The sequence below is a fragment of the Paraburkholderia sp. CNPSo 3272 genome (assembly GCF_024206495.1).
GTDB lineage: Bacteria > Pseudomonadota > Gammaproteobacteria > Burkholderiales > Burkholderiaceae > Paraburkholderia.
Genome location: NZ_JAMBPQ010000004.1, coordinates 233,096 through 247,468, shown reverse-complemented (window position 1 = coordinate 247,468; position 14,373 = coordinate 233,096). Strand labels below are relative to the sequence as shown.

12 protein-coding genes and 1 pseudogene are annotated in these 14,373 nt (G+C 64.2%); 5 read left to right on the top strand and 8 right to left on the bottom strand.

All coding sequences use genetic code 11. The features are described 5' to 3' along the window. Positions 1-152: 152 nt before the first annotated feature. Positions 153-1,868, bottom strand: a complete 1,716-nt coding sequence (locus tag M3I53_RS07375) for an ATP-dependent DNA helicase RecQ (protein WP_254315401.1) — start codon at positions 1,866-1,868, stop codon at positions 153-155. A gap of 415 nt (positions 1,869-2,283) precedes the next feature. After that, positions 2,284-2,478 carry a hypothetical protein gene (locus tag M3I53_RS07370; RefSeq protein ID WP_254315400.1) on the bottom strand — a complete coding sequence of 65 codons (195 nt, stop codon included), beginning with the start codon at positions 2,476-2,478 and terminating at the stop codon, positions 2,284-2,286. Positions 2,479-2,788: 310 nt separating this feature from the next. Between M3I53_RS07370 and M3I53_RS07365 the strand changes: the two genes are divergently transcribed. Next, entirely contained in the window at positions 2,789-3,340 is a 552-nt protein-coding gene (locus M3I53_RS07365) for a hypothetical protein (RefSeq protein WP_254315290.1), read from the top strand. Positions 3,341-3,526: 186 nt separating this feature from the next. Next, positions 3,527-3,748: a zinc ribbon domain-containing protein gene (locus M3I53_RS07360; RefSeq protein ID WP_254315289.1), complete on the top strand. Its 222-nt coding sequence runs from the start codon at positions 3,527-3,529 to the stop codon at positions 3,746-3,748. 289 nt (positions 3,749-4,037) lie between these two features. Here M3I53_RS07360 and M3I53_RS07355 read toward each other — a convergent pair whose 3' ends face one another. From M3I53_RS07355 to M3I53_RS07330, 6 genes are all read right to left on the bottom strand, one after another. Then, the gene (locus M3I53_RS07355; RefSeq protein WP_254315399.1) at positions 4,038-4,850 is read right to left on the bottom strand and encodes a class I SAM-dependent methyltransferase; all 813 of its coding nucleotides are present in this window, start codon (positions 4,848-4,850) and stop codon (positions 4,038-4,040) included. Positions 4,851-5,196: 346 nt separating this feature from the next. Then, on the bottom strand, positions 5,197-6,144 hold the full coding sequence (locus tag M3I53_RS07350) for a TauD/TfdA family dioxygenase (RefSeq protein WP_254315398.1): 948 nt from the start codon (positions 6,142-6,144) through the stop codon (positions 5,197-5,199). Between the two features lie 88 nt (positions 6,145-6,232). Further along, a complete protein-coding gene (locus M3I53_RS07345; RefSeq protein WP_254315288.1) occupies positions 6,233-7,291 on the bottom strand; it encodes a substrate-binding domain-containing protein in 1,059 nt (352 codons plus the stop codon). A gap of 25 nt (positions 7,292-7,316) precedes the next feature. Beyond that, positions 7,317-8,555: an SfnB family sulfur acquisition oxidoreductase gene (locus M3I53_RS07340; RefSeq protein ID WP_254315287.1), complete on the bottom strand. Its 1,239-nt coding sequence runs from the start codon at positions 8,553-8,555 to the stop codon at positions 7,317-7,319. Between the two features lie 66 nt (positions 8,556-8,621). Next, positions 8,622-9,680, bottom strand: coding sequence for an ABC transporter permease (locus M3I53_RS07335; protein ID WP_254315286.1), 1,059 nt, complete (start codon positions 9,678-9,680; stop codon positions 8,622-8,624). Further along, a complete protein-coding gene (locus M3I53_RS07330) occupies positions 9,677-11,164 on the bottom strand; it encodes a sugar ABC transporter ATP-binding protein (RefSeq protein ID WP_254315285.1) in 1,488 nt (495 codons plus the stop codon). The genes M3I53_RS07335 and M3I53_RS07330 overlap by 4 nt, the downstream gene beginning before the upstream one ends. A 321-nt stretch (positions 11,165-11,485) precedes the next feature. Here M3I53_RS07330 and M3I53_RS07325 point away from each other — a divergent pair. The 3 genes and pseudogenes from M3I53_RS07325 to M3I53_RS07315 all read left to right on the top strand — a co-directional run. Further along, a pseudogene (locus M3I53_RS07325) lies at positions 11,486-11,806 on the top strand (acyl-CoA dehydrogenase family protein); the annotation flags it as partial. A 74-nt stretch (positions 11,807-11,880) separates the two neighbouring features. Then, positions 11,881-13,299 (top strand): LLM class flavin-dependent oxidoreductase, encoded by a 1,419-nt coding sequence (locus tag M3I53_RS07320; protein ID WP_254315284.1) that lies wholly within the window; start codon positions 11,881-11,883, stop codon positions 13,297-13,299. A 285-nt stretch (positions 13,300-13,584) separates the two neighbouring features. Next, positions 13,585-14,364, top strand: a complete 780-nt coding sequence (locus M3I53_RS07315) for an amino acid ABC transporter substrate-binding protein (RefSeq protein ID WP_254315283.1) — start codon at positions 13,585-13,587, stop codon at positions 14,362-14,364. Positions 14,365-14,373: the final 9 nt, after the last annotated feature.

Genomic DNA, 14,373 nt, shown 5'->3' with positions numbered 1-14,373 from the left:
AGCGGCAGCCGGTTCAGCGACCTGTCGGGCGCGCGCATTTGAGAATGATGCGGATTACAGCCTCGAGCAGCCCGGAAAGCTTGTTTTACGGTCCTTTTAAGCGGGGCGACATCGGAATTGCTGTGCGCGGAGGCGCCCTGCACGCCGTTTGCCTACGCGGACGTTGCTTTCGCCACAAGGCGCACGCGGTCCGCGACGAAGGTTCGCACCGTCCCGTCCGGAAACTGTATGGCAACCTGCTCCATCGTTGCGATCAGCACGATACCCGCGCCATAGCGCGCCACGCGGACCGTGTCGCCGCGCGAACAGGCAGGCCGCTCCGCACGGGCGGCCTGCGGGCTTTTTGCAACGGTGGCAGTCCGCTGCTCGGGCAAAGGCTCGACGCGCGGCGGGCGAAGACAGTTATCGCAAACGCCACACCGCTCGAAGGTAGCGTTTTCTTCGTAATACTCCAGGATCAGTCGCCATCGGCAACGCGCGCTCTGTGCATAAGCGATCATCCGGTCCAATGCATCCGCGTCGCGGGTGCGCATTGCCCGGAACGACTCCGCGGCAAGCGGCACTGAATCGCGCAAGGCTGCGGCGCGGTCGGGATCGGTCGGGCGATATCGCCTTGCCGAATCCATTCGCAGGATTCCGGCATCGCGCAGCATGGCCAGCGCCACGCGCAGCCTGGTTTGTGGCAGGTCTTCGAGGGCTTGTGCTATCGCGTCAAACGTCAGCGCCCGTTGACCGTTGCCGGTCGTCGACTCCGTCTTCTTGACTATCGTGTCGAACACACGCAACGCCAGCGAAGCGTCGGGATAACGCCCGGCGAGAAAGAACTGCTGAATGCGCCGGTCATTCAGGTCGAACAGCAGCACGCAGTCGGCGCTTTCCCCGTCGCGGCCGGCACGGCCCGTTTCCTGGTAGTACGCATCGATGCTCCCCGGTACCTGATAGTGGACGATAAAGCGCACGTCGGGCTTGTCGATTCCCATCCCGAACGCGTTGGTCGCGACCATCAGGCGCGCATCGCCCCTCATGAAGCGATCCTGCTCTTCACGCCTCGTATGCGCCGTGAGCCGGCCGTGATAACGCGCGACCTGCTCCCCGCTTGCAAGGAGCCACGCGTAGACGCGTTCGGTATCCTTAACTGTTGCCGCGTAGACGATGCCTGTGCCTTTCTGCTGCTCGATCAGTTCCAGCAAGCGCGACTGCTTCAGCATGAGCCCTCGCGACGCTTCGCGGTGCCCATATCCCGCGCCGGTATGAACGACTCGGTAAGCCAGATTCGAGCGATAGGTCCCCGTGCGGACAATCTGCGGATCGCGCAGGCGCAGCGAGTGGACGACATCGTCGACGACTTCCGGCGTCGCTGTTGCGGTCAGCGCGAGAACGGGCGGCGCGCCGATGCTTCGTGCAAAATGAGCGATCTCGAGAAACGCAGGCCGAAAGTCGTGTCCCCACTTGGAGACGCAGTGCGCTTCGTCGACCACGAGCAGATCGAACGCATCATGGGCGACGCCGGAGAGCCGGTCGAGAAAGCCTGCCTGGATCAGCCGCTCCGGTGTCACGAAAACGATGTGCTTTCCGCCTCGACTCAGCGCCTCGAGCGCCGCCCGCTCTTCGGCTTTCCGTAACGCGCTATTGAAGACGAGGCTCTCGATGCCAGCCCCGCGCAGCCGGTCTGCCTGGTCCTTCATCAACGCGATGAGCGGCGATACGATCAGCGTCCCGCGCGATAGATGCAACGCGGGAAGTTGATAGCACAACGACTTGCCAGCGCCCGACGGCATCATCGCCACGGTGTCGCGGCGCGCGAGCACGCTGCGGATGATTGTCTCCTGGCCGCCCCGCAACCGTGAAATGCCGAAAACGTCTCGCATGGACTTGAGCAGCGCCCGGAGTGCGCGATCGTTGTCTGTCACAACCTTTCCCTTGTTGCGCGATGTTCGAGTGGCGGATCGCGGGCACAATGGCGCCTGACCTCTCAACGGTGAAGCGGTGCGGCGATTCCAGTCGCACTGCTGCGGCGCAATCGGTGTTCCCACGAAAAGCGGCGCACGGCGCCGCAACCGATCGCGACGCCCTGCGCCGTCCGAGCCACGACGAAGGCGCCGCGCGGGCCAGTCGCGTCTTCCGCGCGAACCCGCGTTTGAGCGCCGCCTCAGTTGTAGAGGGCGACCATGGCGCTGACTTCGTCAAGAAGAACGCTGGCGTCGAGCGAACAAGGATTGTCCGCTCCCATGTGGCAGGTTCGGCGCTTGGGTGCGCCCTGACGCCCTGCAAGTGCGTTCCCCTTCAGGGCTCCGAGTCCGGCTTTGGCTTGTTCGTTTCGTTGAGATCATCCTCCCGAACCTCGGCCTCGCGCACTGTCGTGCCCTCGTCGTCGGTTTCGGAAATGTCGGTCTGAAATGTTTTGGAGTCCTCCCCGGTATTCGGGGCGCTCTCATTGCCGCCTTCCGGGCTTTGTGCGGGTTCATCTGGAACTATCATGGCTGCTCCTATGGGTATCTGGGTCACTTGCTGACCGTCCAACCGCGAATCGCGGAAGGTCAGTGTCATGCGGAAAGATCGTCCTTCCGCCCGGCTTTGCCGGGCGTCGGCGCACTGGACCGAATCAGCGGCGTCTTCCCCGTTCGTTCATTCATCTTTCCTCCTTGCGTTCAGTATTCAGACGTCCGCCCAATGCGCATCGCGCGTGCCGCGCTCGGTTGCGTTGCGAATTCACACCGATGGAAAACGCGCAAGCCGGGCGCGAGCTTTGCTGGTAGCACACGCACCGGAACCCCATCAGGAGACTTCGATGCACTGGATCGATCCCGCCTGCCTGCCCGAAACGCGCGGACGCGTGTCGCGCTTTCTCGTCAACCCTCACGGCGACGTTGACGGCATGATTCTCGACGGCCACCTCCAGGTACACCTGCCCCCGCATCTCGGCCGCGCGCTAACACGTACCGTGAAGGAAGGCGATCGGATCCGCGTGCGCGGCATCAAACCACGAGGCGCCAATATCATTGCGGCAGTTCTCGTTACCGCGGCCAACGGGAGGCAGATCCTTGATGAAGGTCCGGGGCACGCGCCAGCCGCGGCAGCACATAGGCGGGACAAGCCGATGGAAGCGAGTGGCGAAGTACAGCAGCCTCTCTATGGCCCAAAGGGCGAATTGCGCGGCGCACTTCTCACCGACGGGACGTCGCTGCGCATGCCGCCCCACGCAGCGGACGCCCTCGCTGATTATTTGCGCCCAGGCGTCCATGTGCAGATCTGGGGGCGAGGATTGAGCACACGGCACGGAAAGACGATCGAAGTCAGCGACATCGCCGAACTCGTCGACTCGACCGGGTCCACCAGTTAACCGTCGACGGGCGCGCCCGTGAAGCATCTCAGTCGAGTCGATAGCTGGCGCAAGGGCCGGGTACCTTGTCCACACCGACGGTCGCAGTCGTCCATGCACTATCTCGAAGAAGGATGGGAATAGACTTTGCTGCACCGTTGCTGCGCTTTCGTGGCGACATTTCACGCACGCTCTCTTCCGACGCCCATGCCCTTTTACGACTACGATTGCCCTCGTTGTGGCCTCTTAGAAGCTCGACGCTCCATCGCGGAGCGCGACGACGAACTGGCCTGCCCTCACTGCGGTGAACGCTGCCCACGACTGCTGAATACGAAAGCAGCGTCCGTGGGCGGCAGCGCCGGCAACGGCGACGATGCAGAGGGCACCTACGGCATGCGTCACAGGAGCGGTTGCCTTTGCTGTCGCTAGGGCTCTGCGGCCGCGTTCTCTCGCGCGTAACTTCGCCTGACTTCGGCCAACGTTTCGCCCCTTCCCGCGTGGGACGTCCCCGCGTCCGTCGGCGCCGAACATTGGCTTGCTACGTCGCTGTCCGGGACCGGAAGTTGGTCCACGAGACCGATGGGCGCCTCGCGTGGCTGCGGCTCGATGCACATTGCCCGCGTCACTATCGCGACATCAACGGATGCGCTACGGCGAGAGCTGACTAAATCCCTGATTCACCGGGATTTTTCACTCCTTCTCCATTGTGTACGCTGGGCTATTGCGCTTTGACGAACTTGAGCGTCATACGATCCGATTCGCCGATCGCAGCGTAGCGTGCCCGATCGACGTCGCCGCCCGCATATGTCGGCGGAAGCGACCAGACACCGTGCGGATAGTCCTTGGTATCTCGGGCGTTCGCGTTGATTTCGCTACGTCCCGCCAGTGTGAAGCCAGCCGCTTTCGCATGTTCGATCACGTAGTCCTCCGTTACGTACCCGGTGTCGATCATTTGCTGCAGGGCTGTTCCCGGCCGCGCGCGATGTTCCTCGACACCCAGTATCCCGCCAAGCTTGAGTGCGCGATAAAAAGCCCGGAGATTCGCGTCGAACTGACCGTCCTTCATCCAGTTGTGGATGTTGCGAAACGTGAGAACACGATCAAACTGACCATCCGCATCGAAACCCGAGAATTCCCCGGCGCGCAACGTACCGACAACGATGTCGCCGTAAATAGCCGGCTCTCCCGCCAGTTTGCGCCGAAATGCCGCATCCGTTGGACGGTCCTCATCCGCCAGTTCGGCCGACGTACTGACGTATTGCGCTTCGTATAGTCGCCCATGGCCGCGCAGATACGGGGCGAGTATGTCCGTGTACCAACCGCCGCCCGGCGCGATCTCCAGGACTGTCTGCATTGAGCCGACGTCGAAGAATCGCAGTGTTTCCTGTGGATGCCGATAGACGTCTCGCGCCCTCGCCTTTTCGCTGCGCTGGGAGCCGTCGATGGCCGCAGTAAGCGAAGTCGCCGCCAGCTCGGAAACTGGCAAGTCGCGAGTAACCGCTTGTGAGGACGCGGCGCAGCCCGCGGTCATCGCCGCAGCGGATACTGCTGCGATGGCAAGAACGAGCAATAGCGGATATCCAGGCAGTGCCCGGCGCTGGCGGATCTCGATCATTTGCGATGTCGTCGTGTTGGGAGGGTGCCATACGATACAAGCTTTCCGCGCCCTCCTGTCGCCAACCGCCCAGTACCGATCCTCCCTCAACGCGTCATCCCGCACCTGAAAATCGGAGATGACGTGGCGCGGCACATCGGCGAGCAGCATGCCGCCCGGGCGAACCTGTAGCGGTATTTATCGGTTGAAGTGGAGTCGTCCATCATCAAAAGACATCCGAAGGCACGTTTGAACCAGACTGCGCCCGATTTCGCATGCTAGATCAGTTCAACGCCACAGCCGCCGCTGCTCCCACGGGCGAGCCCTGCAACGCAACGGACGGCCTCCCATCAACCCCGACGGGAACGTCGCCGACGAGCGTGCTGCGGTAAAGCTGTCGGTCAACGTCGAGATCAAATATATCCGTTGGCGCAAGATGAGCTGTCGAGCGATTGTCCCAGAATGCCACGCTGCCGGGCTCCCATTTGAACCGCACGGTGAAATCGGAGCGCGTGACGTGCTCCCAAAGCAGTTCGAGCAGGACCTGGCTCTCGCGCGGCGCAAGCCCGACGACCTCCTTCAGGAAGCCGGGACTCACGTAAAGCGCGCGCTCCCCCGTCTCCGGGTGCACGCGCACCAGTGGATGCTCGCTCACAAGCGTCTGCTCCTTGACGGCCTTGTCGAACGCGTCTGTGCCTCGCGCACCCTGCGGCGCAGCGAAGCGATGCACGCCGCGCAGTCCGTCGACGAAAGCGCGCAGCGGCGCGGAGAGCTTCTCATAGGCAACAACGAGATTGGTCCACTGCGTGTCGCCCCCGAATGGCGGGATCGTCACGCCGCGCAGGATCGACGCAAAAGGCGGATTGACCGCTGCGGTTACATCGGTATGCCAGCCTGTCCATGGTCGCAGAAGTGGCTCTCCCTCGAAGCGCGTCGCCTTGCGAAACCTGGAAATCGAATAGATCTGCGGATGTCCTTCGACGTGGCCGAAGACGGGATGCCCGACGGTCAACTCGCCGAACTGTGCCGAAAAGGCCACGTGCTGTTCATGACTGAGGAACTGTTCGCGGAAAAAGATCACGCGCCATTCAAGCAACGCACCGCGAATAGCCTTTATCTGCACTTGTGTCAGGGGCCGCGAGAGATCGACGCCGCTGATTTCCGCGCCAATATGGGCTGAGAGCGGCCGGACAACGATTTGGGCTTCCTCTGGGACGACGGCTGTGCTCATATTGATTTCCGGTTGAAAGCGTAATACGCGCTCCGATGAGTCAGATCGAAAGAAGCGCAATGACTATCGTCGAGCGCCCCCATCAAGGTCACTGTTCGACGGGAATCCAGGCTGCCGTCGCCGCGTCGCTGGCCCGGAACGCCGGGAATTTCGCCCCCAGTTCCGCGATGGTGTGGATATCGTTCTTCACCAGGTCGTCGCGCGTGACGAGCGTGGGCTTCACGAGGATGTGATGCTCGAGCGATTGCCCGGCCAGGTCGAGCGCCGCGGCGCGCACCGACACGGCGCCCACCACGGCGGGGTTGGTCGCCGCGGTGGCGACCCACGCGCTGTTCGGCGCGCGAATCGCCTCGATGTCTGCAGTCGAGATGTCCGCGCTGTAGATCCGCACCTTGCTCGCCACATTCGATTCATTCGCCGCGAGATTGGCGCCGCGCGCGAATTCGTCATAGGGTGCGATGACCACGCGAATATCCGGATGCGCGCGGTAGGCGGCAGCCGCCTGATTGGCAACCGACTGCGCGATCGGATTGTCCACGGTGCCCCAGCGCGCCTTTTCCTGGATGCCGGGGTGCTCGTGCTTGAACGCCTGCCAGACGGCGTCGCGCCGGTCGAGCGGCGCAAAGCCCGCTACGTACACGTAGCCCGCGGAAAACGCGCTGCCATTGTCCTTGACGGCCTGGGCTAGCAGCAGCGAAGCGAGGTCGCGGTCGCTCTGCTCGATCTGCGGGACCTTGGGATTAGCCAGATTGACGTCGAACGCGACGACCTTGATGCCCTTGTCGAGCGCCTGCTGCACGACATCCTTGAGCGACTCGGGCAAGCCGTGATTGACGATGATCGCGGACACGCCCAGATTGATGGCCTGCTGGATCTGGTCGCGCTGCTCGGCCGCGTCCTGGCGCCCTTCGTAAATGCGCAGGTCGATGCCTAGCGCCTTCGCCTGCTTCTGCGCGCCCGCCTCGTAGGCCTGAAAGAAGTCGCCCTCCGAAAGATAATTGACCAGCGCGATCTTCACTCCGCCTTTGTCGAACGGCGCCGGGGCTCCCCCCAGCGCGGCGGCCTGCGCCGTGAGCGTGCCGAACAGGGCCGCCGTGCAGAGCGCCAGTGCGCCGTTGCGAATGAGCCGTTGAATCGATGTCTTCATGACGTTCCCGGTTTGTGCGATGGGGTTAGTTCCAGGCGTGACGTGACGGCTTGACGCCGTTGAGGTAGTAATTGCCAACGAGGTGATACTTCCAGCGCACCGGATCGTGCAGCGTGTGCGTTCGGGCGTTGCGCCAGTGGCGGTCGAGGTTGTGCACGCCGAGCGTCGACTGTGTGCCGGCCAGCTCGAACAGCTTCTCTCCGGCCAGCAGCGCGACTTGTGTCGTGAGCACCTTCGCCTCCCCCACCGCGACCGAAGCGCGCGCCACGTCGTCCTCCGTCGTCTCGCCCTTTGCGGCGAGTTCATCGAGCACACGCGCCGCGCGCTCGAGCAAGGCCTCGGCGGCATGCAACTGGATATGCAGATGGCCGACTTCGCGGATTGTCAGGGGGTCGTCGCTTGCGCGCTCGACGCCGCTATCGACCCACGGCCGCGAGCGCGAGCGCACGAACGCGAGCGTGTCCTCGATCGCCGCGCGGGCGATGCCTGCGTCGATGGCTGCCTGGATGATCTGCGAGAGCGGACCGTTGAGCGTGGGCTGCTCCGACACGCGATGCGCAGGCAACACGAGCCTTGCCGGCACGCGCACATTCTCGAGCGTCACGGTTCCGCTCGCGGTGGTGCGCTGGCCGAAACCGGACCAGTCGTCGACCACGCTGAGCCCTTGCGTGCCGCGCGGAATATAGGCGAGCCAGCCCCGGCGGTCATCGTCGAGCCCGAGAACGGGAACGTAATGCGCGAACAGGGCGCCCGTCGAATAGAACTTGGTGCCGTCCACGACGTAGTGATCGCCGTCGCGGCGCACGCGCGTCTTCAAGTCGAGCACGTGTTTCGTGCCCTTTTCCGAAAAGCCGTTGCCAAAGCGCTTGCCGGCGAGGACTTCGCCGAACAGCTCGCGCTTTTGCTCCTCGGTGCCGGTCAACGCGATCACGTCGACTAGGCCGAAGTGATTCTGCGGCAGTTGCCCGAGCGAGGGGTCCGCGGCCGCGATGATCTTGACGACCTCCGTGAGCGTGACGTTAGAAACGCCAGCGCCGCCATACGCTTTGGGCACCGTAATGCCCCACAGCCCCGAGCGCGAAAACCACTCGATCTCCTCGCGCGGCAGGCGCCGCTCGCTGTCGCGCTGCGCCGCGCCAACGGCCAGACGCGCGGCCAGTTCCGTTGCCACCGCGATCGCCTCCCTGTCCGTCACGATCACATGCGCGGCCTCCGTTACGGGAGCGGCGCCCAGTGCCTCGCTGCCCGCCAGTGTCTCTGCCATGATTTGCTCCGCTCGACCAGATTGTGTAGTTGTGCCAACCGCAACATTGCCGGACGTCTGCCGGCCTCAGTGGCGCCCTTGCGCCCGGCGCCCGATGCTGAACGTGAACGCCAGCGCCACGACCAGCAACGCGCCCTTGATGAAGTCCTGCAGGTAATACGGCGCGTTGAGCATCGTGAGACCGTTGAGCAGCACGCCGACGAACACCGCGCCGATCACTGTGCCCGGCACATTGGGTCGCTTCGCGCCCCATACCGCATAGCCAACCAGCGCGGCCGCCACCGCATCGAGCAGCAACGAATGCCCCGCGCTCACGTCGCCTCGCCCCACCCGCGCGGCGATCAGCAGTCCGCCGAGCGAGGCGAGCGTCGCGGAAGCGACATAAGCCGCCAGCCGGTAACGGGCCGTTGGCGCACCGGCCAGCCGGGCCGCCGTCTCGTTGCCGCCGATCGCATAGACCACCCGGCCCCAACGCGTCGAGCCCATGACCAACGACACGAGCACGGTCAGCACGAGCAGCACGATGACAGGCACCGGCACCACGTCGAAGAGGCGTGCGCGGCCCAGGGCGAGGAACGCATCGGGGAACGTGCCGCTCGCTTCGGTGCCGTCGGGCAGGATCGTGCCGCTCGCAAGCGAGCGGCCGCCGGTGGGAATCAGTTGCAGGCCCGCAAGCAGGAAGAGCGTGCCGAGCGTCGCGAGCTGATCCGGGACATGTAGGCGCGTGATCAGCAACCCGTTGAAGAGCCCCGCCGCCACGCCCAGCGCGAGGCACGCGAGCACGGCTTCCCAGCTGTTGCCGTGCCACACCACGAGCACGTAGCTCGCGGCCATCTGCGCCGAGGCGGCGACGCTGCCCACGGAAAGATCGAAGCCGCCTGCGGCGAGCGTGATCGTTACGCCGATGCCGAGCAGCGCCACGATCGAGACGGCCTGCAAGATGCTGAACAGGTTCGCGACGTTCAGAAACGCAGGCTCGCGAAGGGTGAAGATGACGCCGAGCGCGACGAGCACGAGCAGCAGCCCGCCGCGTTCGAGCGCAATCGAAAGGCTGTGCCGGCGCTGCCGGGTCGCGTCGCGCGCGAGTGATTCGTCAGATGCTGCCGCGGGTGTAATGGATCTCATGAGTGGGCTAGTGAAAGGGGTTCCGCGACAGCAGCGTGTTCGACCGTGCCGCGATCGAACATGACGATGCGATCGGCGACTTCATGCGCCTCTTCGAGGTCGCTGACGAAAACGAGCGTCGCGCGCGAGGCGGCGCGCTCGCGCAGCGCCGCGGCGATATCGGCCCGCGCGCCCGCATCGACGCCCTGGAACGGCTCGTCGAGCAGCAACAGCCGCGCCGGCTCGGCGTGCCAGCGCGCCAGCAGCACCTTCTGCTGGTTGCCGCCCGAAAGCCGCGCAACGCGGTCGTCGGGCCCTGTGCAGCGAATGCCGAATGTCGCGATGGCGTCTTGCGCCTGTGCGGTTTCGCGATCCTTCGGCAAGCGCACGCCGCGCTGCCAGCGAGACAGAAACGGAAAGCTGATCGTGCCGGCGATCGATGCGAACGCAACGGTGTCGGGAAAGAGCGACGTGCGCCAGCGGTCTTCGCCCGCCAGGAATACGCCCGCGCGGATTGCGTCGCTTGGCGAGCGCGGGGCCCAGGCGCCGCCGTAAAGGCGCATCTCGCCCGCAGCCGCGCGCAGTGCGCCGAATATCACTTGCGCCAGCCTCGACTTCCCCGCGCCGACCGGACCGACAATCGCCACGATCTCGCCTTGCTGCACGTCGAGATCGAACGCATCGCCATGCGCCGTAAGGCGCAGGCCGCGCAGCCGCAAGGCGGGCTCTGTGCCAACCTGGCCCGTGCGCGGCAAGGCTCGCCCCTGCGGCAGTGCGCGCCCGATCATCGCCTCCAGCGCCGCGTCGAAATCGATGGGCGCGTCCTGTTCGTCCACAATGCGGCCGTCACGAAGCACCGCCACCCGCGAAGCCAGTCTTCGCAGGTCGCCAAGCCGATGCGAGACGAGCAGCACCGCCACGCCCTCCGCGCGCAAGTCATCGACCAGCGCATGGAGCCGCGCGGCTTCGCTCGTCGAAAGGCTCGCCGTGGGCTCGTCGAGGATCAGCAGACGCGGGCGCGAAGCCAGCGCTCGCGCTATCACCACGCGCTGCTGGCCGGCGAGAGAAAGCGAGCCGAGCGGTGCATCGAGATCGGCTTCGAGCCCCACGCGCGCGGCCAGCGCGGCCGCACGTGCGTGGCGAGAGGCACGCGGCGTCCACCAGCGCGCCCCGCCGCCGCAAAGTTCGTCGAGCAGAAGATTGTCGGCAATGGTCAGCGCGGGCACCACCGCGTCGGCAATGCTCTGATGCACCGTCGCCACGCCCAGGCGCTTTGCCCCTTGCGGCGAACCCGGCGCATAGTCGCGTTCGCCGAGCGTGAGCGTGCCCTCGTCCTGCGCGCTCACGCCGCTCAGAATCTTGACGAACGTCGATTTCCCGGCCCCGTTCGCACCCATCAGGGCGACGACCTCGCCAGCGCGGATCGAAAAGTTCAGCCGCGACAGCGCGAGCGTCGCGCCGAAGCGCTTGGTGATCGAGTGGGCAGTCAGAATCGGAGCGGACATCGATGGGTTAGCCAGTTGGAATTCGCGAGCGGATACTGCTGCCTATCCTAGCGAGGCGCGGGAGAGAGCCCAACCAAGCGATGCTCATATTCATGCGTCTGCCTTTGATAAGGCACCCTACAGAAAGCGGCTTGACAGAATCAGGGCGCATCCGACGTCGCAACGGTCTATACGACGTCATTGCGGACATCGCATCGAAGCAAATCGGTCCAGCCGATATCGATTCGTCAATCGGTTATTGGAGCCGCAGCGCGCGGGTTTCTATACTTTTCTCTTCGCTGCGCGGTGCGCAATCTCTCCACCCCATTCGAGAAAGAACGCATGACTGTCTTCCGATCCCATGACGCGCTCTCGCAAGGCGCCGACTACGACACCCTTGCCGCCCGCTTTCGCCCAATCTTCACGGAGATCGCCCGCGAGGCCGCCGAACGCGAGCGTGCGCGCACCCTGTCGTATGACGCGATCGACGCACTTAAGCAAGCGGGCTTCGGCGCGATGCGCGTCCCGGTGCGTGACGGCGGCGCGTGCGCGTCAATCGCTCAGTTGGCACAACTGCTCATCGAACTCGCCGCCGCGGACTCGAACCTGCCGCAAGCGCTACGCGGCCATTTCGTCTACAAGGCGAAGATCGTGGGCGACTGGACCATCAACGGCACCGAGCCGCCCTTCCTCTCGCAGATCGGCAACGGAGCGGAACGCGGGAGCAAGCAAACATCATGAGCAAAACCATTCGCCTGAACGCCTTCGAGATGAACTGCGTGGGCCACCAGTCGCCGGGCCTCTGGAGTCACCCGCGCGACCGCTCGTGGCAGTACAAGGATCTCGCCTACTGGACCGACCTCGCGAAAATACTCGAACGCGGCGTGTTCGACGCGATCTTCATCGCGGACGTGATCGGCTATTACGACGTCTACAAGGGCAGCAACTATCACGCGCTTCATCAGGCAGCGCAGATTCCCGTGAACGATCCGCTGCAACTGGCCGCGCCCATTGCCATGGTGACGTCGCATCTCGGCATCGGCATTACGGCGTCCACGAGCTTTGAGCACCCCTACACGTTCGCACGGCGTCTCTCCACCGCCGACCACCATACGCAGGGGCGCCTCGCCTGGAACATCGTGACGTCGTATCTCGAGAGCGGTGCGAAGAACGTCGGCCAGGGCGGCCTGCGCGACCACAACAACCGCTACGAAGTCGCGGCGGAATACGTCGAGGTGCTTTACAAGCTCTTCGAAGGCAGCTGGGAAGACGGCGCCGTGGTGCGCGACCGGGACCGGCGCGTGTTCACGCATCCCGAGAAAGTGCACGAGATCGGCCACAAGGGAAAATACTTCGACGTGCCAGGCTATCACCTATGCGAGCCTTCTCCGCAGCGCACTCCGGTGCTGTTTCAGGCGGGGGCATCGGGGCCGGGCAAGACGTTCGCGGCGCAGCATGCCGAATGTGTGTTCGTCGCCGCGCTCACGAAAACGCTGCTGCGCGACTACGTGGCGGACGTGCGCCGCCAGGCGGCGCTCGCCGGACGCGATGCCGGCAAGCTGCTGATCTACAACCTCGTGACTGTGATCGTCGACGAAACCGATGCGAAGGCGCAGGCGCGTTTCGAGGAATACCAGCGGCACGTTTCCTACGACGGCTCGCTCGTGTTCATGTCGGGCTGGACCGGCATCGACTTCGGGCAGTACCTGCCCACCGACACGGTCAAGCGCGTGCAAACGAATGCGATCCACTCGGCTGTCGAACATCTCTCGGGCGGCGACACGGCCTGGACTATCGAAGCGCTGGCGAAGTGGGGCGGAATTGGCGGAATGGGGCCGGTATTCGTGGGCTCCCCCACGACGATTGCCGACATTCTGCAGGAGTGGGTCGAAGAAACCGGCGTCGACGGCTTCAATCTCGCCTACGCGCTCGCGCATGAGACCTTCGAACATGTCGTGGAATACCTCGTGCCCGAACTGCAGCGCCGCGGCGTGTACCCGCGCGAGTACGCGCCGGGCACCTTGCGCGAAAAGCTCTTTGGCGGCGGCGCGCGCTTGCCCGACGAGCATCCGGCGGCGCGCTATCGCGACATCGAGCGTGTGAAGCGCGAATCGGCCGTGCAAACGGGCGAAGCGGTGCCCGCTCCCGCTGCGTGAATAGACTACGTCATTGAAGCGGCGCTCGCAATCGGCCGCGCGGGCGACCGCGGGCAGCTGAGCGAAGCGCCGCGCGCCCGCGAATAATCCCGGTTCGGTGCGCCACGGCGCGCCGATCGCGGTTTTCCCGCGCGGCGCGTCCGTCGCTGCGCCATATCCGTCGTTATATTCCACCAGCGCATATGCATAGCGAATGTGTCTGGTTTGCAGGCAGACACGCCGACAGTAGAATCCGTCGACCTGTCTTTGATGTCGTCAACGAAACTCTCATCGCGAATCATTCAAATGAAAACCATCCGCTACGCTCTTTTCGCTGCCCTCCTGTCGGTCGTTGCCGCCGCACCGGCTTTTGCCGCCGACGAACTCGCGCAAATCAAGTCGTCTGGAGTGTTCCGTGTCGGCACCGAAGGCACCTACGCGCCGTTCACCTACCACGACGAATCCGGCAAGCTGACCGGCTTCGACGTCGATATCGCCACAGCAATCGCACAACGCCTCGGCGTGAAGCCGCAGTTCGTCGAAGGCAAGTGGGACGGCCTGATCGCCGGGCTCGACGTCAATCGCTATGACACCGTGATCAACGAGGTGTCGATCACCGACGCGCGCAAGGCCAAGTACGTTTTTTCGGCGCCGTATATCTCGACGCACGCGGTCCTGATCGTGCGCTCGGACAACACGACCATCCATTCCTTCGACGACCTGAAGGGCAAGAAGTCGGCCAACAGGCTGACCAGCAATTTCGGCAAGCTCGCCGCTTCTCATGGTGCTGACGTCGTGCCGGTTCAGGGCTTCAACGAATCGATCGATCTGCTGACCTCGGGCCGAGTGGACGCGACCGTAAACGACTCGCTCTCGTTCCTCGACTTCCAGAAGCACAAGCCGGACGCGAAGCTCAAGATCGCAGCCATCGATAGTTCTTCCGCCGACGATCAGTCGGGCGTGCTGCTGCGCAAGGGCAACCCCGAACTGGTCGCCGCGGTCAACAAGGCGCTCGCCGACATCAAGGCCGACGGTACCTACGCGAAGATTTCGCAAAAGTATTTCGGCAAAGACGTTTCGCAATAAGGTGGACTA

Coding starts and splice junctions, on each gene's coding strand:
- M3I53_RS07375 (WP_254315401.1), bottom strand. CDS start 1,868: ATGCGAGACGTTTTCGGCATTTCACGGTTGCGGGGCGGCCAGGAGACA.
- M3I53_RS07370 (WP_254315400.1), bottom strand. CDS start 2,478: ATGATAGTTCCAGATGAACCCGCACAAAGCCCGGAAGGCGGCAATGAG.
- M3I53_RS07365 (WP_254315290.1), top strand. CDS start 2,789: ATGCACTGGATCGATCCCGCCTGCCTGCCCGAAACGCGCGGACGCGTG.
- M3I53_RS07360 (WP_254315289.1), top strand. CDS start 3,527: ATGCCCTTTTACGACTACGATTGCCCTCGTTGTGGCCTCTTAGAAGCT.
- M3I53_RS07355 (WP_254315399.1), bottom strand. CDS start 4,850: ATGACCGCGGGCTGCGCCGCGTCCTCACAAGCGGTTACTCGCGACTTG.
- M3I53_RS07350 (WP_254315398.1), bottom strand. CDS start 6,144: ATGAGCACAGCCGTCGTCCCAGAGGAAGCCCAAATCGTTGTCCGGCCG.
- M3I53_RS07345 (WP_254315288.1), bottom strand. CDS start 7,291: ATGAAGACATCGATTCAACGGCTCATTCGCAACGGCGCACTGGCGCTC.
- M3I53_RS07340 (WP_254315287.1), bottom strand. CDS start 8,555: ATGGCAGAGACACTGGCGGGCAGCGAGGCACTGGGCGCCGCTCCCGTA.
- M3I53_RS07335 (WP_254315286.1), bottom strand. CDS start 9,680: ATGAGATCCATTACACCCGCGGCAGCATCTGACGAATCACTCGCGCGC.
- M3I53_RS07330 (WP_254315285.1), bottom strand. CDS start 11,164: ATGTCCGCTCCGATTCTGACTGCCCACTCGATCACCAAGCGCTTCGGC.
- M3I53_RS07320 (WP_254315284.1), top strand. CDS start 11,881: ATGAGCAAAACCATTCGCCTGAACGCCTTCGAGATGAACTGCGTGGGC.
- M3I53_RS07315 (WP_254315283.1), top strand. CDS start 13,585: ATGAAAACCATCCGCTACGCTCTTTTCGCTGCCCTCCTGTCGGTCGTT.